This is a genomic window from Glaciecola sp. G7-5 (assembly GCF_055808975.1).
This window is the reverse complement of sequence record NZ_CM147892.1, coordinates 1,135,405-1,159,004: the sequence shown is the minus strand read 5'-3', so window position 1 is coordinate 1,159,004 and position 23,600 is coordinate 1,135,405. Positions and strand designations below refer to the sequence as shown.

Sequence of the window (23,600 nt, the reverse complement as noted above, 5' to 3'; positions counted from 1 at the left end):
TGCAGAAACTAACGTGATGTCACATAGGTTAAAAGGTGACATTGCGTTCAAATTAAAAAGCAAACTGTGAAATTTCGACATTTTGAATTGTTAGAAACAATTGGGAGTCAGCATTCAATATTGATTCATTATATTGTTGAGATAAGACACCCTTTTTAACGATTATAAACCCTTATGTCACCTTTGACCTAAACTGACAGTGCATATAAATTTAGATGTAAGACATGCGTTTTTGAAGAGTTTAAAAACGATATTTTTTAACGAAACTCAAAGTTTCACGAATCAACAGCACATAATGTTCGTTTTTAGCGCGTAAAAACTAAAGTAGCGACTCAGTAATATTTACACTGTGACCTCAGAGCATTAATCGTTCTTAGTTGGTCTTAAAATCACGATCCTCACAACGAGTAGTACCACGGTAAGACCCATAAGTATAAATTTTAAAGCACTTAATTTTCTCTTCCTACCATTGTATCTTCGCTTCAACATAGACCAATCTCCGAAAAGTTACAAAGTATATTTTTGATTTAGAGAATCAAGCAACTTTAAACTTTTACGATTCAATAACACGAATGAAGGCTTCCCTTCTTACACAGATGTCCGATAGTAAAAACTGCCTATTTCACTTCGTTTAGATATCGACTAAAGAGCATTTGATGAGATTGGCACGAGGTTTAATTCGAAAGAACTACAATTTTTTAGCATAGTCTACCGGTTGAGTCGTAAGGCCAAGTTTGTATTTTTGTATCCTTCAACTTCCTCTGGGAAATTGTCTACAAAAGTGATGGCTTACCTCGTTTCTACTTATCAAAGAAGTTCAGATCTAACGTTATCGAAAAGTAAAATATCACTTAAAGGAATATTTCACATGATAAGAAACGCCAAAATTTTAAATTCTTAATTTTCCTTATGTAAATCATTGACTTATAAGAATTTATAAATCATCCGATTGTCACTTTCAGTAGTTCGTGACATTCCATTTCTAAAAACCAGTTACTCACAAACCATAAGCTTCCAGTCATTTTAAATCGTTATTGTATGGATCCCTGCTCTTCCCTCAAAAAGTCATGATTGTAGTTAATACAACTATATCAAATATAATAAAACGAGAAACAGAATGAGTGATTGCAATCAATTAAGTAAAGAATTTTCATTTTATGCTCCAAGCCACAACTTAGTTTTAGAAGACCTTGAAAAGAAGCTCTATCTAAACAATCAATTTACCGCAAGACGAGCATTAGCTGACTGCTTTTCAAACCATCTCAATAATGAATTTTTTGCGCCAAAGCATATTGAAGAAAAACTGGCCATTTATAATAGTGCAATTAAAGCTGTATTGGACGAAACCGCGGGCACTGTGCCAGTTGCTATAGGCTCAAGTGGAAGGCATATTTTAAGGGGGAAATTTGAAAAATACCCAGTACCAACGTTTTTCCTGATGCCTAGGCCATATCAATATGTTGAGCAAATTTCTGCGATAGAAAGGCTATTCTTTATATTTATTATTCTTGATACTAAAAATGCCCAAAACACAAATACCCCCAGAATTGCCACAAAAATGAGACTGGCTCTTTATGGAAATTTGTTGCCAGTGAAAACCATTCAATTGGTTCCTCCACAAATAAGGTTTGGTGATCTCGAGCCGCTGCTTTCATCTTTGCGTGAAGTGAAAAAGAACGATGCAAATCCTCGAGAAAGTGCGTTTGCTGATACATTGTTTGAGATTGTTAATGATATTCTAAATACAAAACCAGTTGGCAGTTTAATTAAAAATAAACAAATAGATGAAACTTTTCAAAGTAATGAATCATTTAAGAAAATAGACGACATAAACGCTAAAGAGAACGTAAAACCACTTATAGCGCCTGTTGAAGAAAGTTCCAAAGAATGGATAACGAAAAACCAGAGTGTGACGCCCAATGACTTTAGACTGTTCGTCGATCCTGAGCGGCACGGATTAATAGATGAGTTAGTCGCAAACATTAAAAATGGTGATAACAAAACCAGAGATGCGTCTGCTTTAGTATTGCTTTCCTTTGTAATTGGGCAAGATATTAATACCGTGAAAGAACTGCAATTTGGCTATAATGGAAGTTTAACTTACGCTGGAGAATACTGCAGAGAAATAAAAATTCCAGCCGATGCTTATATTCCCCCAAATGAATCTAGCAACCTTAGACCTCGGGCTACAACTGTAAAGTTGCCTCTGCCACCAGTAATAACGCGGTGGCTTTCTTCACTTCCTAATTCGAACAAAAAACTCATTGATTGCGTAGATACGGCGCTCAATGAGTTAGATAACAGCATTAAAAATGTATTAAATCAGATTAAGCGTAAGCCTGGGCTATTTCGAATCCGTCAAGAAAAAATTTGTGCCAATCTGCACTTGATTCTTACACTTCTATATCGTGATGAAAGCATCAACTATATAATTACTAGGAGAAAAAATCATGATGCGCCCACTAGCAGCTATTATATATGCCATGAGATTTGTTTCATTCAGCGAGCATATGCATCAGCAATACAAGCAATGCTTTTAGGCACATGTATTGAGGACGAATATAAACACCACATTAACAGTTTTGTTTTTGCTGAAAGCGACTTGGTCACAGGCTATTATCCGAGCGCAGAAGTTTTATTGTCATTTCCAACAAAAACGCTCGAAAAACTAAATGCAGCTATAAAGAAAAAAGACATAATTGAAACTCACAATACATACGTAGATTATTGCCTTGCATTGCTAATGATTGGGACCGCTCATAGGCCAGTCGAGGACCTATTTCCTAAACTAAGCCATATCGAAATACTAAGTAATCTAATAATAATTTCTGACAAGGTTACTTATAAACGAAGTAACTGGAGGCTTGCAGGGATTCCTGACACCGCAATTAAACAAATTGAACTATACCAACTGTATTTAAGTGCCCTACCCTCGAAGCTTGCTCCAGTAAGCCCAGAGATAGCTGACCAAATAGCTATATACACAAACGGCTACGAGGAGGTATTGCCACAGTTTTTTTACCTAGAACAGAAAAATCAGCTTCAACTCGTCAGTGTTACTCAAGCAAGGATGAAAAAGCGTTGGAAAGATTTATGGGATTTTCCAATCAATTTTACTCGCCATATAACTGCGACGGAATTAATGAGACTAGCAAGCTGTGGAGAGCTTGTTAAAGCCCAACTCGGCCATAATTATGACGGCTCTGACAGATTTGGTAAAAACTCTACGCTTGCACCGAAGAACTTTTTTATTGCGATCTCTAAATATCTTGAGCAAATACTCAATGAAAATAATTGGTCCGCGATCAAGAGCCCTTTTCGTAAAACGACAGCTTACGCCCCTAGAAAACAAGGAAAAAACCAAAAGCCTTATAATTTTGCTGATAAAAGAAGGGATTCAGAGAGGAGGGTAAAAAGGCAAAGTAGAATTGAAAACGCAAAACTTGCAATTCAAGAGCATCTTGAACTTAACCTAGATAATACAGACTCGCAAACAATTACTGAGGATGAACATGAAAACCTAATTCTGGCAATTGAAAATAAAACGAACCCAAACCGCGAACAACAACAAAAAGCCTTAAACTACTTAATTAACTCTATGACTATTAACGTCAAAAAGGAAGAGCCTGTTTTTTCAACGTGGGTAAACAAAATCGAGGCTTCTCCGTTACGAGAACACTCAATTAGAAAATATCAAATAGCGTTAAGAGCAAGGCAATCTTTCGTGGAGCATATCAATACACAAACAGAAACAATAGCCTTTGATCATAATTTACGACTAGCTGAAATTACAGTATCTGGCGCAATATTCGGTGGTTTGCATAACGCGCAACTACTGGACAATTTATTTGAAAGTATTCAACGCGTTTTACATAAACATAACGGTTCAACCCTCATTGATTTCTCCGAGTATGGTGAGACCATGCATCAGAGAAGAGTCTGGTTTTTAGATCCAATGACGACAGGCTTGGTACTTGCTCTCAATAAGATAAAGCCGTTGAATTCTAGTAAATTTAATAGGCAAAAATATTTAAAACATTTAGGAGACCTAATACAAAAAATTCAGGCTCACAAAATAAAGGAAAAGTTTGATTGTTTTGAGTGTTTAGAACAGATAGGGCAAACACTTGCATTTTTTGAGATGCCAGGGTTTCTGCGAGAATTCACATCTGGACGGCTGAAGACTGCCAGTTTGTCGCTAGACAGCATAGTGAGAGCAAACAGTAAAATGGCACTAGACACCACACCAGATGCATCAGAACTTTTAGGGCTTCATGAAAAGTATTTTATTCCGACACTCAATGACAAAAGGGGCTCACATGGGGTACTGAAATTCAAACAGCGATTCAGCAAACTGAAGCAAGCCATTCTTCTCGCGCCCCATGAAAAGAGGTATACGTACAACAATCGTTGTAAAAACGAATTATACGATTTCCTTAAAAAAGACTTTATAACAGATGAGTTTTGGAGTGTCGACAGCAAGCTTATTGGCGGGTTTGTTATGTTTTTATGTAAAGAAGGCACCACCAAAAAACGCAATGCCGCCTATTTGACAGTGGTTAATTACAGCGATGCTATTGTACGTTTCTACATTAAATGCATGAACAATGTTGAGCTCGAAAACAGATACCCATCGGAAATAGATTGGCAAGCGTTATTTGAAAACGCTATTTTACATACGTTCAACAGGCAGGGAAAAAGCATGCGAAACGTGCTTCGTCAATTTTTTCGCTACTTGAGAGAAAAGCATGTTGTGCAAGACATCAATTGGTCGCGCATATACAGCATAGATTTAACAAACGAAGAAGACCCAAGTGTTGATGCTAACTATGTATCTGAAAGCGAATATTTCATACTGCTAGACAAAATTATGCAGAGCAGTGAACTTACCGACATTGAGCGTCTTCAAACGGCTTTAATCGCATTGTTTGGATATCGGTTTGGTCTTAGGATTACTGAGACTCATGGACTACTAAACAGAGATGTTATCAATGATGAAATACTAGCATTAGTGATTATGCAAAACAGTATAAAATCTATAAAAAGTGACGATGCCGGCAGACGAGTCGTGAGCACCGATACTAATGAATTCAAAGAATTGGAAAGGGAGTTACTCAACCGATATTTGTCTATTCAACAAAGAAATATGATAGCAAATCGTTCATCGCCTTTTTTCCGAGATGGTAGTCATAACTCGACAGGTATTATATCGAAGGACAATGCTAGTAGTCTTATAAACGCATTGCTCAAACAAATAACCGGTGATACCTCTATTCGTTTTCATCATCTACGACATAGCAGAGCGACAAAATCGATTGCTCAAAAAATAAAGCCTTTCGATTATGATTTATTAGAAACAGATCAAGCTTCATTTAACACTAATTTTTATCATCTGCGTGAAGTCGCGGTATCTATGGGTCATGCTCACGATACCACCACACTAATGACATACACCCATTGTCTGGATAGACTCGTGCTTGATTGGCTACCAGATTTTACTCACATGTTAAACGACCGAGGCTATGCCTACATACTATCGATGAAATACGATAGTGTTCGGACGAAAAGACAGCGAAATAAAAAAGTTGAAGGCTCTCCTACATCACTTTTGTCACCGCAGGAAAACAAAGGATTGTATAACCTACTTCCTGCTCATAATATTAAGCTAGTGCCATATGTCGGCAGTCAATTATCAACGAAAGATGAGAGTGAAACGTCAACAATTACACTGCTCGAACTTGCAGCTATCGTTTTTGAATATGCCACCACATCTGAATCGATTACAGATTATCTGCTGTTACAAAATATCCAAAAATACAAAGTAGCGGTTATTGTCAGTAGCTTGTGCGAAATAGAACAGGAATGCGGTTATTCTTTGTTTCAATTTAATTCTCGCAGAAGAGCAAGCAGCGAAAGTAATAATATAATTATACAACCTAGCGAAGTAAGTGGCAGTCAAAAGGCACTAGAGCAAATTTATGCTGGTAAATTTATAGAAAATAGAGATAAAAACAATTTGGCCAACGACATAAGGGTTTGGGTTAGGACATTTCATGCCGCATCTCAGAGTAACCTGATTGAGGATTATCAACAATATAACCGACTAATGATGCTATTCATGAACCATTTCGGCAGCCCTGACATGCATTTGAATTTCAACTCATCTGAAAATGTTTTTTCAACAGAAACATCGAGCAGAGCAATAGTAAAAACAGATTATAGATGCATACCGACATTTCGCGATCAAGGTAAAGCTCTTATAAATAAAACTGGTCAACTAAAAGTCCAACAGGTGCGCAAACGAAACATTAGCTCAATAGTGATACTTATAATTTGTGCATATATTCGAATACTGGAAAAAGAATCGTCTTTAATACAACCATGATTAGTAACTCAACAAAACTAATAGGTTAACTAATGATAGATATCTCACAGGACGTAATAGTATTTCCGTATAACAAATCAGTGGAAGCAGAAAACGCTCTTTACTGGAGTGTTGCAGAGGACTCAAGGCTAAGGCCCGTAATAAGTAATCTTAATAAAATTGCAGCCTTATTACAAAAACACGTAGCAACTTTGGATTTGAAGGAAAAAATAGAGTTTTCAGTCAAACATAAAGCGGTGAACACAGATTTAGATGTTTGTTTGGCAATCTGCGTAAATTGCCAACTAAGCTCAATGACAATGGAACAGTTTCAAATTTTTATCGATGATATCCAGAGAAGTCAAAAATCGGTTTTAGAACAAGTCGATATTTTAAGTAAAAATGATACGTATAAAATTCCTCAAGTGATTATATCAGACGGGCAGCAGTATGATATGACGAGTGAGGAATTCGATAGTGATGCGATTACAGTAAGAAATAAACTAGAAAAAGACATTTTTGATTTAGCGGTAAAAATTTCCCAATCAAATGCAGGTTTGAAGTACAAGATAGGTGGCTCTGAATCAAGATTAGCGAATTTACCAATTACCGTGAAGGCTGTTGAGCCTAGTGAACCGATTGTTGAAAGAGTCTACGTTTCCTATTATGACTATGTAAAATCTTTTAGTTGCGTAGTTTTTTTGTCAAACGGTAAAAGAATTCGTGAACTCCGTTGCGATGATCCTACACAAAGACGAAAACTTGAAGCTGCATCAAAACTGAAATGTGAAGTAGACGTCAGATTCGCTACTGAAGTAATTAAAGTTGGCGGTGAAAAACCTAAAACACAAATTACGGAAATTTTAGAAGTGGTAGAAATCTACGAGGATAAGAAATATCCCAAGCAAAATGAACTAGACTTCTAATACGGTCTTTGTTGCTCATCAAAATTATATATACAAGTCAGCCGCGAGTTTTTGTGAAGTTGAAAGCGGCTAGACTTGTGTTGACGATGAAGGAATAGGGGGCATTTTCAAGCAGAATTTGCGAAATGCTAGAGCTAGGAAAAAACTTATTTTGGGACTATATGCTTTTGTCGGCTTTTCAATCAGTTTTCCTTCATGCCTATTTATCTGCAAATAATTGATAGATAAATAGGCATGAAGTCGCTTGGTGTTAACAGCATGAAGTGGGTTAGTCATCATTTAATCTGACAGTCTCTTGTGTACGTATACCGGCCCTTGGCGATAAGAGAACTTAATTTCTGCAAAGAGCGAAAAGCGGTCGTTGATATAATATGAGCCAGCATGCAAAATGCAATGTATGATTTGCTTCGTGTTGTCAAATTCAAATTATCATTTTTCAGGAGAGAACTTGAACCAGCCTAAGATAAATAATTTAAAGTTCGATACAATTTTCGATGGTGCACTAAAGTGTTTGAGAAATGCACAAGAATTATGTGATGAGGCCGAGATTCTTCATAAACATGGTAAGTTTGCGCGTTCGTTAAGCTGGGAAATATTTCACCTGTTCAATATGAGCAGAAGTTACTAAAAAGTGCCTAAACATGTCTCCAAATTTAGTTGACCGTTACAATTGGATACGGCGCAGAGTCAGAATGTGTTACTGGCGGCAATGGCGAAAACCCAGAACCAAAGTGAGAAGCTTGATGAAACGAGGTGTGCATGTGCAAGAAGCCGTTGCTTGTGGGATCACAAGCAAAGGGCCTTGGCGCAGTTCAAAAACACCCGGTATTCAGCAGGCATTAAACTTAAATTATCTGAAAAACGAGGGACTATATTCACTCAGAGACGGATGGATAAAAGTGCATTACCCAAACGGGTAATCTGTTAGATGAAACGCCCCCACAACACCCTGCATGCAGGGTGTTGTGGGGGCTGAGGGCTAAATACCCTCGGCTACCCGATTAGGCTTGCTAGCCAGGTAGCTTTGCCGCAAGTACATCAACGTTTTCGATGGACGGGGGCTCAGATAACAACTCACCTGCCTTTGCCATCAATGCGGCTGCGACCTTGCCGGAGAGATGGGCCTGCCGACCCGCTTCATCCGGGAAAGCATCAAAGATTCCGAAAGTGCTTGGTCCAAGCCGAATGCCAAACCACGCAGTGGTGGCAGGCTCCTCATTGACGATGGGAAGGCCACTCATAAGGAAGCTCTCAACCTCTTTCTCTTTTCCGGGTTTCGCTTCAAGGCGAACGAACAAGGCTACTTTGACCATGGAATGTCTCCTGTTGTTAAATATTCTTATGGTAGCGACTTTATTATCGCTCGTTTTATGTTTAATGGTTCAAATTTAGCCCACTTAAGGACGATTAGCAAACAGATAATATGCGCGATTACGCAACAAATTGAGCATACAATTATTATGATTTTGATCTACAGTCGTTTAAGTCGCCAATAACAGCGGATGTTTGCTCATGCCTCAAAGCCCTTTTATGGAAATGCTGCGCTCAGAAATGCGCTTGCGTGGTAACTCTCTGCGCACCGAGAGGTCATACCATCACCGAATGCATAATATCAACTTGCTTAATGGTTGAGGGCTGTTTATGGTCTCCTTTACCGAATAAATAGTAAGCATGCGAATACAAGCGAGCATGCGTGTTTTGTACCTCACGATTGGGGTATTTACAAAACAACTTGACTCGGAGGTTTGGGTACTGGACCGCGGCTACGAATTGCGCGAAGCCGGCGACGCGGTGAGCGAAACCTACTACTCCGCCCTGGTACTCGGTGGCGATGCCCTCACCGCCATGGGCGTCCACCCAGCCCGCGCTACGGGGAGTTGTTCATGAAGCAGGAAGAGTCTCTGGGGCACGCCATGCGGGAGAACGCTCGGCGAACTGAAGACGAAAACAAAAAGGCCGGCTTGATGAATACTTCCGAAAAGAATGTGATTCTACGGCTTAATGAGCATAAGAAGAACCCATCAAATCCCTGACGGCTATCTGTCAAATTGCATGGGCGTAGCCATGTTCCATCACAGCATTTTATCAGACCGGCGCCCATCTCTTAGCGCCAGAAAAATCGGCACACCAATTTGCGAGAACAGCGCCAGGGCCCAAAGGCCGTTGCTGACAATCGACGGTATGAGGGGATGAACGGCTAGCACAACCAGCGCCATGACAATGCCGAACAGCCTCAGACCGGCGCTGTGGTATTTGTCGGTAGCATCAGCCACGGTTCGACGCAGCGCCCATAGCGAAGCTAAAAACACCGCAAGGCCGACCGAGCCAAGCGCGGCGTAGCCGGGCGGATAAGGCTCCCACAGGCCGACGTAGACTTCTCCGGCCAGCGCAACGCCAATCGTCACCGCACTCCACAAAATCACGATGTGAGCAAACCAGTATCTCAGCAGCACGGCACTGGTGCGGCTCTTCGGTTTTTCATTGCCGGCGCAGTCGAAATAAGTCCAGGCCAGCGCGAAGAGGGACAAGCCGCCCATGGTCACATTGAACAGCGTACCCGCGCTGACGCTGTAGACGCCCTTCTCGGCCAGCGTGACTACCAGCTTAAAGAAGCCTTCACCCATCAAGATCAACATCAGAAGGCCGAAGCGCTCCGAGATGTGTCCGAGTTGAGGCACAAAGCGTTCGAAGCGGAGCGTGCCCACGCGCGGCAACATGTACTGCAGCTGGATTGCTGCCACGCCGGCGGCAAAGACCCAGTAGGCGACAGGTGTGGGCAAAAAAGCCGACAGTGCGAACACCCCGGCCAACACGAAAAATTCCGCCCCTGTTCCTGCGCCAGCCTATTGGCCGCGTTGTCGGTACAGCGCGCCCGCCAGTAAAGATAGGCCGTTAGCGCCCGATTCAACGCATAGCCCAGCGCGAAATACGTCCAGCCTTCACCGCCCACGTCGGGAATCGCCGCCGCGATGGTCATCATCGTTACAATCTTAAGTGCCATCACCACGCGATGCGGCATGTCCGTGGAGATATACAGTGAGTTATAGACCGAGCTGTCTGCCCAGGCATAGAAAATCGCCAGAAACAGTCCCGTAAACACCCAGAATCCTTGCCACCCCAGATGATGGGACAGGTAATTCCCCAAAATGAAAATTGTCACTACATGGACCAGATCGAAGAAAAGTTCCACCCAGTGCACGTGATCGTGGGCTTCATCAACATCCATGTAATGGCGTGGTCGCCGCCAGAGAAGATCGCTAATTACCATACACTACCCCTTTTTCTTATTGTTCTGGCGGTGGATTATGCGCCGGCCAGAAACAAGCGAAAGCTACGAACTGTTAATCAAGTTCGACCACTATTTTACCAATCTGCTGATTGGACTCCAGATAGTGATGCGCTGCTACTATCTCTTCAAATTTAAAGGTTCGATCAATGACAGGCTTAAGTGTTCCTTCGGATAAACCCGAGTGGATAAATTGCTTTGCTCTGCGAAAACGCTCGATGTCTTTTATCACTTCAGTAAACACATACCCCCTAACTGTCAGGCTTTTACGAAGTGCTATTTTTAAGGGAAAAGGAGTTATTTCGGGACTTAATGCTCCGTGTACTATTATTGTTCCTTCAGGGCTCATTGCTTCAGCAATTTCAGCCATCTGCGGCCCACCGACAGCATCAAATGCGATGTTTAAATTGTTTGCTCCCAAGATGCTTCTCAAGCTATCCAGTAGCGGTTCTTCTTGGGTTGCAATCACATGGGCCGCGCCAGCCTTGAGCACAGCAGCCTTTTTAGCTCCTGTTAGAGTTGTAGCGATAGGGATACCCCCAGGGAATTCACAATTTGAATCGCAGCCAATCCAACACTGCTCGATGCGGCGGTTATCAGTACTGCATCGCCTTTTTGCACGTTAGCAATTTCGACCAAAGCGCCATAAACTGTCAGGTACTGCATCCAAGCTGCTGCGCCTTCAGCAAAGGTTAGCCCTGCTGGTTTGAGTGCCACATATTCACTTGGTACGACAATCTCTTCTGCGTAACAGCCATTCTGAGAAAGCCCCATCAGAGGGACAATACAAACCTCGTCCCCAAGGCGTAAATGATTTACCTCTTCCCCGACTTCAATGACTATCCCGGATGCTTCATAGCCGATTCTCGAAGGGAAGTCAGCCTTTTCTATATAGCTGCCTCGCCTAAACATGGCATCAGCACGATTGAGCCCAACAGCTTTGACCGCAATACGTACATCAGTGGCCTGCAAACTTGGACTCGCCAGCGAGTCAATAGTTAATACCTCGGGACCACCTAATTCATGGAAACGAACAGTTCGAACTAGTTTTCTTGGGCTCATATGCATCCTCAACAATGACTTTTTAAGTAATTACAACAATGACTTTTTAAGCAATTACATCAATAACTACTTTACCCATGGACCCCAACTCTACAGCATTATGTGCATCCATTGCCGTGTCTAGGGAGAAGCGTAACGGATCGAGTAGTGGCTTAATTTGTCCAGCTTCAACAAGAGCCGTAATTTGCCGCAGAATGTCACCATGATGTTTGCGCCCCTCTCCGCTGAGCTGTGGGTGTAACACAAAAATCGCTGACAATGTTGCAGAGCGTAATGACGACGGTGCCAGATTATGTGAGCTGAATGCAGCACAGCTTAAAATATGTCCATAATGTGCAATGATACCTAATGAGGCATCGAGTACAGAGCCACCGACAGTGTCGTAAACGATATCGAATCCTTTGCCTTGGGTGTATGCGTCCACGTAGTCAGCAGGGCTTACAGTGTGATAATCAATCGGCGTGGCACCAAGCGCCTTGAGCAGTTCTTGTTTTCCAGTCGATGCCGTGGCATAAACGTCGGCACCTAAGGCCTTAGCAATTTGCACAGCTAAATGTCCAACTCCGCCAGCTCCACCTTGGATAAGGACTTTCTGGCCCGCTTTAACATTCGCCTTGTCAACCAAACCTTCCCAAGCGGTAAGTGCAACCAGAGGTAAAGCCGCAGCTTCACGCATGGACAAATTTTTCGGTTTGAGAGCAAGTAACTCAGCATCTACGTTAGCATATTCAGCCAATGATCCTTGCAATCCTCTCACGCCGCCAGTCAGACCATAAACTGCATCGCCTACTGCAAAGTCGGTGACGCCGTCGCCGATAGCAACAATTTCTCCAGCTAAATCGGTGCCAAGTACTGCGGGTAATTCCGGCATGGCATAAGGAGCGATACCTTGGCGGATCTTGTAATCAATAGGATTGACTCCACTTGCAAATATTTTTACTTGCACCTGACCTGCTGATGGAGAGGGTAAGTTAATCAGGGCATCCCGGAATACTGTACCCTCTTCATAGCTATCTAATACCAAAGCACGCATTTGTCTGTTTAACGCTGTCATCAATAACCTCACAAACTGAATATTCAGCGGGTGGTTAAATCACCCGCTGGTTAATAGGTCTTTTATTAAAAGAATTAAAATTCTTGAACAGTTGGGCGCAGAACAATCTCGTTGATATCCACATCCGCAGGCTGCTCAATTGCGTATGCGATAGCACGAGCAACAGATTCAGATGGAATTTCATTTTGCTGATAAAAATCTTTTACAAAGGCTGCACCCTGAGTATCTGAACTTCCATGTTTTAATTCAGATTCGACTGCACCTGGTGAAATGATTGTTGAACGAATTTTACCCCCAACTTCATGGCGCAAGCCTTCGGCAATAGCGCGAACAGCGAATTTGGTTCCGCTATAAACAGTGCCGCCGGGACTGAATACTTTGATACCCGCTACGGACGAAATATTGATAAAGTGGCCGGATCCCTGTTCCTGAAAGATCGGAAGCGCTGCGGCTACTCCATACAGCAGACCTTTAACGTTGATGTCAATCATGCGATCCCATTCGTCAACTCGAGTCTCAGCTAACGGTGCAATCGCCATTAACCCTGCATTATTGATAACCACATCAACTTTACCGAAGCGCTCTTGTGCAAGATTTACAAGGGCCTTCACTTCGTCCTGGCTAGTCACATCTGTCGCTTGAACCGCAACTTTTCCACCCGCTGTACGTATGTCAGCAGCAATAGCTTCAAGCTTGTCGATGCGTCGGGCACCTAAAACAACAGATGCGCCAAGGCTGGCTAAATGTCTTGCCGTGGTCTCGCCTAAACCGCTGCTACCACCAGTGATAACAACGACCTTATCGCTGATGTTATTTGCTAAAACACTGCTCATAGTTAATATCCTCAAATAAGTTGAATGAATGACTCTGTCTAAATAACAAGCAAATTATCACTTACCTTCAGAAATTAATAAATGGAAAAGTTTTAATTTCACAATTCCTAAAAATGGAATAGTATTAATGTATTCATATCAAAACTGAATGTAACTGTGATGCTTAACAGATTGGAAATGCTCCGGATATTTTGTACTGCTGCTGAGTCTCGCAGCTTTAAAGAAGCGGCTAACCGCCTGGGAATTTCTCCTCAGGCAGTGACGCGAGCAGTGAAGGAGTTAGAGCGATTGCAAGGGGAGCTTTTATTTCATCGAAATACTCGACACATACAAGTGACCCTGGTTGGAGAAAAATTTGCTTTGATAGCAAAAGAACGCCTGCGCGCTGTAGATGAATTGTTTCAAACAAGCGCCCCTAACTCGGGTAATGAATTACAAGGGGGGGTTCGTATCGCAGCGCCTGTTGGTTTTGGTCATAAATGCTTGATGCCAGTATTACTGGAAATCTCAACAAGACATCCTCAACTGGATATAGACCTGACACTCAGTGACGAGCGCGTGGATGTAGTTGACGAAAAAATAGATATTGGGATTCGTATCGGCTTCATGAGGGATAGTCGATTTATTGCCCGCCAGCTCACCAAAATTAATATGCATGTCGTGGCTTCGCCTGAGTTAATAAATAGAGTGGGAAGGCCTGCGTCTATTGAAGATCTAAACCACTTGCCGGTTACAGGGTTAGTAGATCGCAATACGGGAAAGCTTTGGCCATGGGTTTTTTCCATGGACAGACAATGGACGCCATCCATAACACGTTTTCGAAGTGCCGACGCCGAAGCTGAATTAATGGGTGTACAAAATGGGCTGGGGTTTGCTCAAATTCCTGACTTTTCGGCCCAAGACTTATTACGCCAAGAGAAACTTGTGAGAGTGTTAGAAGAAGTCGAGCCGGTGCCTTGGGATTTATATATTTATCGCCCCCAACGTGGTCCAGTACCACAACGTATTCGATTGGTTTTTGATCACTTGGTGTCAAGATTGAGTGACCGCTAATGGCACAGGCTGTGTAAAAACTCATAAATTGCCGTAAGTTCGAGTGCTATGTTCACTCTTTCGTGATGGTAAACGACTCTTATGGTTAGTTTGGTATGTTTCTGATTTTCTATATTATGATAATTGGTAACAGGCTGTGGCGTCTATTTTTGTGATTTTGTGACCTATAGCGGGGAATTTAGTATAAATTAAGCCTTCTACTGCTTAATTGCCTCTCTCAATCCAATCGTTCCTTTAATCGTCATCATTCGCTTCAGATTATAGGCCAGTACATGAAGACTGGTTTCAGTACTCACGTTTTTTAGACGTTTGGTAAGATAATGCGTCGCCCCCATCCACATTTTGATTGTGCCAAATGGGTGTTCGACTGTTTGTTTGCGGATTATAGTGGCATTTTTTGTTGCTTTAAGTCTGGTATGCATGTCATCAATCGTATCTTCATGCTCCCACCGTTTCATCTTTCTTGGCTCTATCTTAGAACGAGTACACTTACTACGGATACTGCAATCTCTACATGCGATATGGTCAACATAGACCTTTAATTTCATACCGTTGTCCATGGTACTGCGCCTGTATGGCAGTATGTTACCTGCGGGGCAAGTATACTCATCGGTCTCTTTATTGTATTCAAATAGTGCTTTATCAAATATTCCTGCTTTTTCAAAGTTTGTTGTATCGCTTTTAGGGACTAGCATTTCAGCACCTGTATCCAGTACGTTTTTAATATCAACGCGGCTGTAATATCCTTTATCAGCCAAGAAGGTAATATTGTTCGTCTTTAGAGTTTCTTGCACTTTACTGGCAACCGCATGAAGCTGACCTTTATCGGGTGTTTGGGTCACTTCGTGGCTGATAATTAAGTGGTGTTTACTATCTACCGCCGATTGTACGTTGTAGCAAGCTTGCCTTGCCGTATTGCTGGTCTTCATCAATCTTGAGTCGGGGTCAGTCATTGACAACTGTTTATCGGGATGCTCGTTTACTTGTATTTCAATGTCAGCCAACTCTGCTAACCTATTTTTCATCCATGCTACTTTTTCATGCATGACCGTGACATCTTCATCAGAGATTTCTTGCTTATCTTTGTCCGCTAAAACCGCTAGATAATGGGCAATGCTCTTATCGAATCTATCAATCAAGTCCTTGGCTCTTTTTGGTGTATAGGTTTTTTGTTTGTTATTCACCGCTTTGAATTTGCTGCCATCAATGGCAACAACAGCATCGGTAAACATATTCATTTCTCGGCATAGTTGCACGAACTGACGACATGAATTCTTAATACCTTTACCGTTGTCTTTTCTAAAGTCTGCGATGGTTTTGAAGTCAGGTTGTAAACGCTCAAGTAACCACATTAGCTCTACATTGCGATGGGTTTCTTTTTCTAATCGGCGAGATGACTGAATACGATTCAAATAGCCATAAATATAAAGTTTGAGCATTGTGCCTGGATGATAGCAAGGTCGGCCAGTCGCTTTGGTTTCGACTTTTTCGAACCCTAGTGACGCTAAATCTAAACTATCAACGAAGACATCGATAACGCGTATTGGATTCTCATCCGTGACGAAGTCGTCTAATGCTTCTGGAAACAAGGTGGCTTGGGTTCTAGATTGGCCTTTTATATGATGGGACATTAGCGGTAATCTCCTGCTTTGGCTTACCGCTTTATTATACTAAATACCATGGTGAACTTGGATCGGCTGCTAAGACTGTTTGATCATAAGAACAGCCTACTTAGTTCAAAAGGTGATCAAAACGGAGTTTTCACACAGGCTGGGCGTGAACCGGACGTTCAGCCAGTCGTAAATTGAGCGTGTTTTTGCCACACTTGTCAGTACACCATTTAGGGATGAACGAATGTGCTGGCAACACAACAAAGTGAAATATATAAACGCCATCGACCAGAAACAACGTTACTCTATCAATTGGTTGAACGTTACTACCCAGAGTTTAACGCCAATTTAGCTGACCAAGGTAAGTATTTACCCAAATATGTTGAGCGTGAGTTTGATGAGTTCTTGCGTTGTGGTCGACTAGAGCACGGCTTTTTACGCGTGGTATGTGGCGACTGCAAGCATGAGAAGTTAGTCGCTTTTAGCTGTAAACGCAGAGGTTTCTGTCCTAGCTGCGGAGCCAGAAGAATGGCAGAAAGTGCAGCGCTTCTTGTAGATGATGTATTACTTGGTTATCCAATTCGCCAGTGGGTATTGAGTTTACCCATTCCGCTTCGATTGCTTCTAGCAAGGTACCCAAGTGAACTGAGCAAAGTGATGCAAATCATTCACCGCGCCATTTCCACGCACATTGTGAACAAAGCAGGCTTTACCAACAGACAAGCGAAAACTGGGGCAGTTACCCTGATTCAGCGATTTGGTAGCGCCCTTAATCTAAATATCCATTTCCACATGTTGTTCTTAGAAGGCGTGATTAGCGAAAATCCATGGGGTGGCACGACATTTACCCGCATTAAAGCACCTTCTCATAGCGACATGGTCGAACTAGTTCACACCATCAGTCATCGCATCGCTCTATATCTTGAGAAAGTAGGTTTGGTTGAGCGTGATATGGAAAACAGTTTTCTCAACTTGCCTGTTGATGATGAAGATAGCCTCCTCCATTTGCAAGGTGCTTCCGTCAGCTATCGCATAGCGATGGGTCCTCAACAAGGGCAAAAGGTGTTTACACTACATACACTCCCTGCAAGCAGTGACGGTGAATATGGTCAGTTGGCTAACACCTCCGGCTTTTCCTTACATGCAGGGGTCTTCGCTAATGCCGATGAGCCAGATAAGTTAGAAAGGTTATGCCGCTACATCAGTCGCCCAGCTATTAGTGAGCAACGTTTAAGTATGACTGACCATGGAAAGGTGCGCTATGAATTGAAGACGCCTTATAGAGATGGTACTACACACGTGTTCTTTGACCCTATCGACTTTATTGGCAAACTAGCCGCTCTCATTCCGCCGCCAAGACTTAACCTCACCCGATTTTTCGGCGTATTCGCCCCTAACAGCAATCTTCGTGCACAAGTCACTGCATCACAACGCGGTAAGAACAGCCCTAGACTCGTCAATATAGAGGACGGACATTCGGATAAACCTTACCATGCGCGAGCTATGACGTGGGCCCAGCGCTTAAGGCGAGTATTCAATATTGACATCACTGAATGCGAAAAATGTGAAAAACACAATGTAAGCATCATCGCTTGCATAATAGATATCCACATTATTCAAAAAATACTGAAGCATTTAGATAAAAAGTACCCAACTTCTAAACAAACAAAACTGTTGCCACATTTGCGTGCGCCACCTGATGAACAATACGGAAACGATTTCACTATTCAACGTGACTTCAATTTTGGGGCGTAGGCTCCATTTACTGTTGCAAGAGTAAAGAAAAACACTAGTAAATGGTGGGGCTATTCGCGCTTCAATTCCTCATGTCCTTTACCAAAGGCCTGTCTACGCATGAAATGCTAAACTAACACGCCATAAAACACTCCCACAATTCGATATTTCAACAAACCAATCTAGTCATAAAGACAGCTGTCACAGGGGGTAGCAAATAGCTTTAATCCGCCTTATACTCTCACATAGTTGCTGTCTTATTGTTAAACACGCCATTTAAAATGTCAGATGACATCAGGAGGGGCGTGGGCATAGCAGCGAGTGTTATTAGGCCACCGCTCGCTGGGCTCATGCACTACTTAATTTGTATGTGTATTAACTATAACGATGTTTTTATTTCCCGCTACTTTTTGATTTTGACTGTTGCTTTTTATTCTGAGCATCGATAATTGTTTGTGCAAACTCTTCCTGCAATGGCATCAGTGCATACTTATAATCTGTATCGGGTGTCGTTGCCCCGCCAAACGTCATGAGAGTGCCACCGGCACTAATATAATAGTCATGCGGCTTATTCATTAAAGCGTCATAGTGTTCGTCAGCCCATCAATGGCAACAACAGCATCGGTAAACATATTCATTTCTCGGCATAGTTGCACGAACTGACGACATGAATTCTTAATACCTTTACCGTTGTCTTTTCTAAAGTCTGCGATGGTTTTGAAGTCAGGTTGTAAACGCTCAAGTAACCACATTAGCTCTACATTGCGATGGGTTTCTTTTTCTAATCGGCGAGATGACTGAATACGATTCAAATAGCCATAAATATAAAGTTTGAGCATTGTGCCTGGATGATAGCAAGGTCGGCCAGTCGCTTTGGTTTCGACTTTTTCGAACCCTAGTGACGCTAAATCTAAACTATCAACGAAGACATCGATAACGCGTATTGGATTCTCATCCGTGACGAAGTCGTCTAATGCTTCTGGAAACAAGGTGGCTTGGGTTCTAGATTGGCCTTTTATATGATGGGACATTAGCGGTAATCTCCTGCTTTGGCTTACCGCTTTATTATACTAAATACCATGGTGAACTTGGATCGGCTGCTAAGACTGTTTGATCATAAGAACAGCCTACTTAGTTCAAAAGGTGATCAAAACGGAGTTTTCACACAGGCTGGGCGTGAACCGGACGTTCAGCCAGTCGTAAATTGAGCGTGTTTTTGCCACACTTGTCAGTACACCATTTAGGGATGAACGAATGTGCTGGCAACACAACAAAGTGAAATATATAAACGCCATCGACCAGAAACAACGTTACTCTATCAATTGGTTGAACGTTACTACCCAGAGTTTAACGCCAATTTAGCTGACCAAGGTAAGTATTTACCCAAATATGTTGAGCGTGAGTTTGATGAGTTCTTGCGTTGTGGTCGACTAGAGCACGGCTTTTTACGCGTGGTATGTGGCGACTGCAAGCATGAGAAGTTAGTCGCTTTTAGCTGTAAACGCAGAGGTTTCTGTCCTAGCTGCGGAGCCAGAAGAATGGCAGAAAGTGCAGCGCTTCTTGTAGATGATGTATTACTTGGTTATCCAATTCGCCAGTGGGTATTGAGTTTACCCATTCCGCTTCGATTGCTTCTAGCAAGGTACCCAAGTGAACTGAGCAAAGTGATGCAAATCATTCACCGCGCCATTTCCACGCACATTGTGAACAAAGCAGGCTTTACCAACAGACAAGCGAAAACTGGGGCAGTTACCCTGATTCAGCGATTTGGTAGCGCCCTTAATCTAAATATCCATTTCCACATGTTGTTCTTTAGAAGGCGTGATTAGCGAAAATCCATGGGGTGGCACGACATTTACCCGCATTAAAGCACCTTCTCATAGCGACATGGTCGAACTAGTTCACACCATCAGTCATCGCATCGCTCTATATCTTGAGAAAGTAGGTTTGGTTGAGCGTGATATGGAAAACAGTTTTCTCAACTTGCCTGTTGATGATGAAGATAGCCTCCTCCATTTGCAAGGTGCTTCCGTCAGCTATCGCATAGCGATGGGTCCTCAACAAGGGCAAAAGGTGTTTACACTACATACACTCCCTGCAAGCAGTGACGGTGAATATGGTCAGTTGGCTAACACCTCCGGCTTTTCCTTACATGCAGGGGTCTTCGCTAATGCCGATGAGCCAGATAAGTTAGAAAGGTTATGCCGCTACATCAGTCGCCCAGCTATTAGTGAGCAACGTTTAAGTATGACTGACCATGGAAAGGTGCGCTATGAATTGAAGACGCCTTATAGAGATGGTACTACACACGTGTTCTTTGACCCTATCGACTTTATTGGCAAACTAGCCGCTCTCATTCCGCCGCCAAGACTTAACCTCACCCGATTTTTCGGCGTATTCGCCCCTAACAGCAATCTTCGTGCACAAGTCACTGCATCACAACGCGGTAAGAACAGCCCTAGACTCGTCAATATAGAGGACGGACATTCGGATAAACCTTACCATGCGCGAGCTATGACGTGGGCCCAGCGCTTAAGGCGAGTATTCAATATTGACATCACTGAATGCGAAAAATGTGAAAAACACAATGTAAGCATCATCGCTTGCATAATAGATATCCACATTATTCAAAAAATACTGAAGCATTTAGATAAAAAGTACCCAACTTCTAAACAAACAAAACTGTTGCCACATTTGCGTGCGCCACCTGATGAACAATACGGAAACGATTTCACTATTCAACGTGACTTCAATTTTGGGGCGTAGGCTCCATTTACTGTTGCAAGAGTAAAGAAAAACACTAGTAAATGGTGGGGCTATTCGCGCTTCAATTCCTCATGTCCTTTACCAAAGGCCTGTCTACGCATGAAATGCTAAACTAACACGCCATAAAACACTCCCACAATTCGATATTTCAACAAACCAATCTAGTCATAAAGACAGCTGTCACAGGGGGTAGCAAATAGCTTTAATCCGCCTTATACTCTTCTCTAGCTGCAGCACGCATCATTGATGGAGGTTGATAAAGGTCAGCGCCACCAGTCATTAAGAAAGTAGGTATATTTAGTTGTCGTAATTTCTGCCATGTCACTTGGCTTTTGTCCTTTTGTCGATTACGTAAGCCTTTCTCTTTTGCTTTACTCTCCATCTCAACCCACGCCTTTACACCTTCTGGATGAGCGAAGCGGTAAGATGGTCCTAATTCTTTAAACTCTGGCGGTAAAGCAGCAAATTCTTTAGGCAATATAAAATCATTACGAGCGTCTATATTTTTATCCCACAGACCAAATAAACTGTAAGCATAGGTTTGGCTTAGCACCTTTTCTGGAAAGGAAACAACAATATCGCTCAATACAAATCCGCCTGTGGCCAATGCAACTAAGTGACATTTATCGACATTTAAATGGTTTAAAAGGGCATTAAGATCATCGGCATCGGTACTTGGATTATTGGCTGTTTTAATCGATGAGCCTTGGTGTCCTCGTCGAGAATAAGCAATCACACGAAACCCTGCCTCTGCTAACGGCTGTTGCTGATAAGGCCATGAATAGGCACTACCACGCCCCGGGTGAAGCAAAACAATAACTGGGCCTTTGCCGCCTGTATCCCAGTAATACATACCTTGCTCATCAGAAACCTGAAATATTCCCTGATTTTTTGGTGCATGCGTTGGTGGAGTGTGAAATGGTGATTCTTCAATACTTGTGGATGCACAATGAGCACTCTCACTTGCGCCAACACTCAGTGATAAACCTAATGTGGCTGAAACTGAGCCAAACGCGCACCTTTTAGTAAGGTTCTTCGGCTTAAATCAAATGGTTTGTGTTTATTTGTCATATTTACTTCCCTGCAAAATTAAAGGTCTATTAAAAACAGTAAGTGTTTTGACAAACAAGAAGGATGCAATGAAAGAGCAAAAAAAGTATCAATTACAAGTTCTTATGAAAAATTATGAAAACCTCTTAAAACTTTGTAATGAAAATATAGGTTAGCCATATAAGGTAATTTAAAGCATTTGAAATAAAGATTTACAGCTAATTTTGAAAAGATTAAGTATCTGATTTGTTAAGTTTAAGAAATTGTTTAAGATGGTTATCGAGTAACCAAATATCAAAGGAGATGAATTATGTCATTAGACATAACATTTACATTATCTGAACAAGATCTCGAGCACTTTAAAACAGTACTAAATGAAAGTAAAAAGAATTTAAGTAGTACGCCAAAAGAAGAAATTATTGCAAAAGCAAAGGCTTTATCTCAAAGCATTGGTGACAATGTACCTGAGTTTATTACCTCTAGACTTGCGATTTTGGATACTCTAGTGGCAATGGCTGAAGACCCTCAGTGGGACTTAGAGCCAGAAGAAAAAGAAGACATCATGTCTGCGTTGGCATATTTTGCTGACGAACAAGATTTAATTGCCGACGACATTCCTGTGTTAGGTTTAATGGACGGCGCAATAATGATTGAGTTGGTTTCTTTAGATTTAAATGAAGACATTGAAGCCTACACAGAATACTGTGCTTACAGAAATAATACGGTCAACCCTGAAGCAAGTAAGGAAGATTGGTTAGAAGCCAAGCGCAAAGAACTATACAGCCGAATGAGAACAAGACGAAGAAGCCGAAGAAGAGGCGGCAGTTCTGGCTTTAAAGGTATCTTTAGATAAATTGAAAAAGGACACGTTAGTGTCCTTTTTTGTGCTCATGTTTTGAAGCAAACTCTCTAAACAGTTTTCTCAGCCATTTGTGAGCTGGATCATTTGTTTTTTCTTTGTGGTAAAACATAGAAATAGGCACGGGATCAATCTCAAATGGGAGTTGATATGAAACGATAGGGAATATTGAAGAAAAGTAGTTTGCTAACCGCACGGGCACGGTAGCAATCATATCAGAGTCTGCAATAATGGCGGGAATACTGATTAGATTAGATACAGATAAAACAACTTGCCTTTTGATTTTTTTGCGCCCTAATAATATTTCAATGTGACTACCCCTGTGATCTCTTGGGCGAACGGCAACATGGGGCAACTCTCTATATTGTTGAATATCTAATCCATCACAAAGCCGAGTGTTGTTTTTATCTGCAATCGCGACTAGTTCTTCGCTAAAGAAGTGTTCTTGTATAAAGTCTTTTCCACTTACAGGTATATAGTCAATTGCCAAGTCAATCTCACCAGCTCGAAGAAGCTCAGGTGTGTTTAAATCGCTTTCCGGTAATATTTCAAGGTGAATATTTGGCGCCTCTTTTCTCGCAAACCTAAGCATGTCCGGCAAGCTGACAAATTCTGCATAGCCATTAATTGATATCGCGAAATGATTCTTTGCTGTGGCAATGTTGAATATATCATTTGTTGCTAGTTGTCCTTGGATGATGTGAAGCGCCTCAGTGATTGGCGCCTTAAGTGAAGCTGCTTTGGAAGTTGGTCGCATCCCCTTAGGCGCTCGAACAAACAATTCATCATCAAACAGCTCTCGTAAACGACTCAATGCGTTACTGACCGCAGGTTGACTCATATGTAATTTTTCAGCGGCTTTTGTAAGGTGTGACTCTTCAGCTAAAGCCTTAAACACTACAAGTAAATTGAGATCTGCATTTTTCAATTCTCGACTCATGATTCACCTTTTATTTACACGAAAATAACATTATTGACCGTGTCAATAAGCCTCATTTTAATA

The 23,600-nt window shown here is 42.0% G+C and carries 14 protein-coding genes and 5 pseudogenes; 8 read left to right on the top strand and 11 right to left on the bottom strand.

The window, feature by feature from the left end; all coding sequences use genetic code 11:
* Window positions 1-1,117 precede the first annotated feature (1,117 nt).
* The 4 genes and pseudogenes from AC0L6H_RS05090 to AC0L6H_RS05075 form a co-directional block, all read left to right on the top strand.
* Window positions 1,118-6,385, top strand: coding sequence for a hypothetical protein (locus AC0L6H_RS05090; RefSeq protein WP_473392973.1), 5,268 nt, complete (start codon window positions 1,118-1,120; stop codon window positions 6,383-6,385).
* 32 nt (window positions 6,386-6,417) lie between these two features.
* Window positions 6,418-7,290: a hypothetical protein gene (locus AC0L6H_RS05085; protein WP_473392972.1), complete on the top strand. Its 873-nt coding sequence runs from the start codon at window positions 6,418-6,420 to the stop codon at window positions 7,288-7,290.
* A 388-nt stretch (window positions 7,291-7,678) separates the two neighbouring features.
* On the top strand, window positions 7,679-7,918 hold the full coding sequence (locus tag AC0L6H_RS05080; protein WP_473392970.1) for an AbiV family abortive infection protein: 240 nt from the start codon (window positions 7,679-7,681) through the stop codon (window positions 7,916-7,918).
* Between the two features lie 28 nt (window positions 7,919-7,946).
* Window positions 7,947-8,210 (top strand): annotated as a pseudogene (locus tag AC0L6H_RS05075) (group II intron reverse transcriptase/maturase); the annotation flags it as partial.
* Between the two features lie 90 nt (window positions 8,211-8,300).
* Here AC0L6H_RS05075 and AC0L6H_RS05070 read toward each other — a convergent pair.
* The 6 genes and pseudogenes from AC0L6H_RS05070 to AC0L6H_RS05045 form a co-directional block, all read right to left on the bottom strand.
* Complete coding sequence (locus AC0L6H_RS05070; RefSeq protein ID WP_248532944.1) at window positions 8,301-8,603, bottom strand: putative quinol monooxygenase; 303 nt, start codon at window positions 8,601-8,603, stop codon at window positions 8,301-8,303.
* 759 nt (window positions 8,604-9,362) lie between these two features.
* Complete coding sequence (locus AC0L6H_RS05065) at window positions 9,363-10,103, bottom strand: low temperature requirement protein A (RefSeq protein WP_473392968.1); 741 nt, start codon at window positions 10,101-10,103, stop codon at window positions 9,363-9,365.
* An 83-nt stretch (window positions 10,104-10,186) separates the two neighbouring features.
* Window positions 10,187-10,516 (bottom strand): annotated as a pseudogene (locus AC0L6H_RS05060) (low temperature requirement protein A); the annotation flags it as partial.
* Between the two features lie 115 nt (window positions 10,517-10,631).
* Window positions 10,632-11,638: pseudogene (locus AC0L6H_RS05055) on the bottom strand (zinc-dependent alcohol dehydrogenase family protein).
* A 46-nt stretch (window positions 11,639-11,684) separates the two neighbouring features.
* Window positions 11,685-12,692 carry a zinc-dependent alcohol dehydrogenase family protein gene (locus AC0L6H_RS05050; protein ID WP_473392966.1) on the bottom strand — a complete coding sequence of 336 codons (1,008 nt, stop codon included), beginning with the start codon at window positions 12,690-12,692 and terminating at the stop codon, window positions 11,685-11,687.
* A 74-nt stretch (window positions 12,693-12,766) separates the two neighbouring features.
* On the bottom strand, window positions 12,767-13,525 hold the full coding sequence (locus tag AC0L6H_RS05045; protein WP_473392964.1) for an SDR family oxidoreductase: 759 nt from the start codon (window positions 13,523-13,525) through the stop codon (window positions 12,767-12,769).
* 159 nt (window positions 13,526-13,684) lie between these two features.
* Between AC0L6H_RS05045 and AC0L6H_RS05040 the strand changes: the two genes are divergently transcribed.
* Window positions 13,685-14,578 carry a LysR family transcriptional regulator gene (locus tag AC0L6H_RS05040; RefSeq protein ID WP_473392963.1) on the top strand — a complete coding sequence of 298 codons (894 nt, stop codon included), beginning with the start codon at window positions 13,685-13,687 and terminating at the stop codon, window positions 14,576-14,578.
* A gap of 197 nt (window positions 14,579-14,775) precedes the next feature.
* Here the strand turns inward: AC0L6H_RS05040 and AC0L6H_RS05035 are convergent, their stop codons facing one another.
* Complete coding sequence (locus tag AC0L6H_RS05035; protein WP_473389513.1) at window positions 14,776-16,209, bottom strand: IS1182 family transposase; 1,434 nt, start codon at window positions 16,207-16,209, stop codon at window positions 14,776-14,778.
* 225 nt (window positions 16,210-16,434) lie between these two features.
* Here AC0L6H_RS05035 and AC0L6H_RS05030 point away from each other — a divergent pair, with 225 nt between their 5' ends.
* Complete coding sequence (locus AC0L6H_RS05030) at window positions 16,435-17,943, top strand: transposase (protein ID WP_473392962.1); 1,509 nt, start codon at window positions 16,435-16,437, stop codon at window positions 17,941-17,943.
* A 372-nt stretch (window positions 17,944-18,315) separates the two neighbouring features.
* Here the strand turns inward: AC0L6H_RS05030 and AC0L6H_RS05025 are convergent, their stop codons facing one another.
* Both AC0L6H_RS05025 and AC0L6H_RS05020 read right to left on the bottom strand, forming a co-directional pair.
* Window positions 18,316-18,498: a hypothetical protein gene (locus AC0L6H_RS05025; RefSeq protein ID WP_473392960.1), complete on the bottom strand. Its 183-nt coding sequence runs from the start codon at window positions 18,496-18,498 to the stop codon at window positions 18,316-18,318.
* A 23-nt stretch (window positions 18,499-18,521) separates the two neighbouring features.
* A pseudogene (locus tag AC0L6H_RS05020) lies at window positions 18,522-18,953 on the bottom strand (transposase); the annotation flags it as partial.
* A 225-nt stretch (window positions 18,954-19,178) separates the two neighbouring features.
* Between AC0L6H_RS05020 and AC0L6H_RS05015 the strand changes: the two are divergent.
* Window positions 19,179-20,688, top strand: a pseudogene (locus tag AC0L6H_RS05015) (transposase).
* Window positions 20,689-20,890: 202 nt separating this feature from the next.
* On the opposite strand, the gene AC0L6H_RS05010 reads toward AC0L6H_RS05015, so the two are convergent.
* The gene (locus tag AC0L6H_RS05010) at window positions 20,891-21,541 is read right to left on the bottom strand and encodes an alpha/beta fold hydrolase (protein ID WP_473392959.1); all 651 of its coding nucleotides are present in this window, start codon (window positions 21,539-21,541) and stop codon (window positions 20,891-20,893) included.
* Window positions 21,542-22,048: 507 nt separating this feature from the next.
* On the opposite strand from AC0L6H_RS05010, the gene AC0L6H_RS05005 reads away from it, so the two are divergent.
* A complete protein-coding gene (locus AC0L6H_RS05005) occupies window positions 22,049-22,591 on the top strand; it encodes a YkvA family protein (protein WP_473392957.1) in 543 nt (180 codons plus the stop codon).
* 16 nt (window positions 22,592-22,607) lie between these two features.
* On the opposite strand, the gene AC0L6H_RS05000 is transcribed toward AC0L6H_RS05005, so the two are convergent.
* The gene (locus tag AC0L6H_RS05000; protein ID WP_473392956.1) at window positions 22,608-23,537 is read right to left on the bottom strand and encodes a LysR family transcriptional regulator; all 930 of its coding nucleotides are present in this window, start codon (window positions 23,535-23,537) and stop codon (window positions 22,608-22,610) included.
* Window positions 23,538-23,600: the final 63 nt, after the last annotated feature.

What these genes read in the sequence shown, in the direction of transcription:
- AC0L6H_RS05025 (WP_473392960.1), bottom strand. Translation starts at nt 18,498, where the DNA reads ATGAATAAGCCGCATGACTATTATATTAGTGCCGGTGGCACTCTCATG.
- AC0L6H_RS05040 (WP_473392963.1), top strand. Translation starts at nt 13,685, where the DNA reads ATGCTTAACAGATTGGAAATGCTCCGGATATTTTGTACTGCTGCTGAG.
- AC0L6H_RS05090 (WP_473392973.1), top strand. Translation starts at nt 1,118, where the DNA reads ATGAGTGATTGCAATCAATTAAGTAAAGAATTTTCATTTTATGCTCCA.
- AC0L6H_RS05070 (WP_248532944.1), bottom strand. Translation starts at nt 8,603, where the DNA reads ATGGTCAAAGTAGCCTTGTTCGTTCGCCTTGAAGCGAAACCCGGAAAA.
- AC0L6H_RS05000 (WP_473392956.1), bottom strand. Translation starts at nt 23,537, where the DNA reads ATGAGTCGAGAATTGAAAAATGCAGATCTCAATTTACTTGTAGTGTTT.
- AC0L6H_RS05085 (WP_473392972.1), top strand. Translation starts at nt 6,418, where the DNA reads ATGATAGATATCTCACAGGACGTAATAGTATTTCCGTATAACAAATCA.
- AC0L6H_RS05045 (WP_473392964.1), bottom strand. Translation starts at nt 13,525, where the DNA reads ATGAGCAGTGTTTTAGCAAATAACATCAGCGATAAGGTCGTTGTTATC.
- AC0L6H_RS05005 (WP_473392957.1), top strand. Translation starts at nt 22,049, where the DNA reads ATGTCATTAGACATAACATTTACATTATCTGAACAAGATCTCGAGCAC.
- AC0L6H_RS05080 (WP_473392970.1), top strand. Translation starts at nt 7,679, where the DNA reads ATGCAATGTATGATTTGCTTCGTGTTGTCAAATTCAAATTATCATTTT.
- AC0L6H_RS05035 (WP_473389513.1), bottom strand. Translation starts at nt 16,209, where the DNA reads ATGTCCCATCATATAAAAGGCCAATCTAGAACCCAAGCCACCTTGTTT.
- AC0L6H_RS05010 (WP_473392959.1), bottom strand. Translation starts at nt 21,541, where the DNA reads ATGTATTACTGGGATACAGGCGGCAAAGGCCCAGTTATTGTTTTGCTT.
- AC0L6H_RS05050 (WP_473392966.1), bottom strand. Translation starts at nt 12,692, where the DNA reads ATGACAGCGTTAAACAGACAAATGCGTGCTTTGGTATTAGATAGCTAT.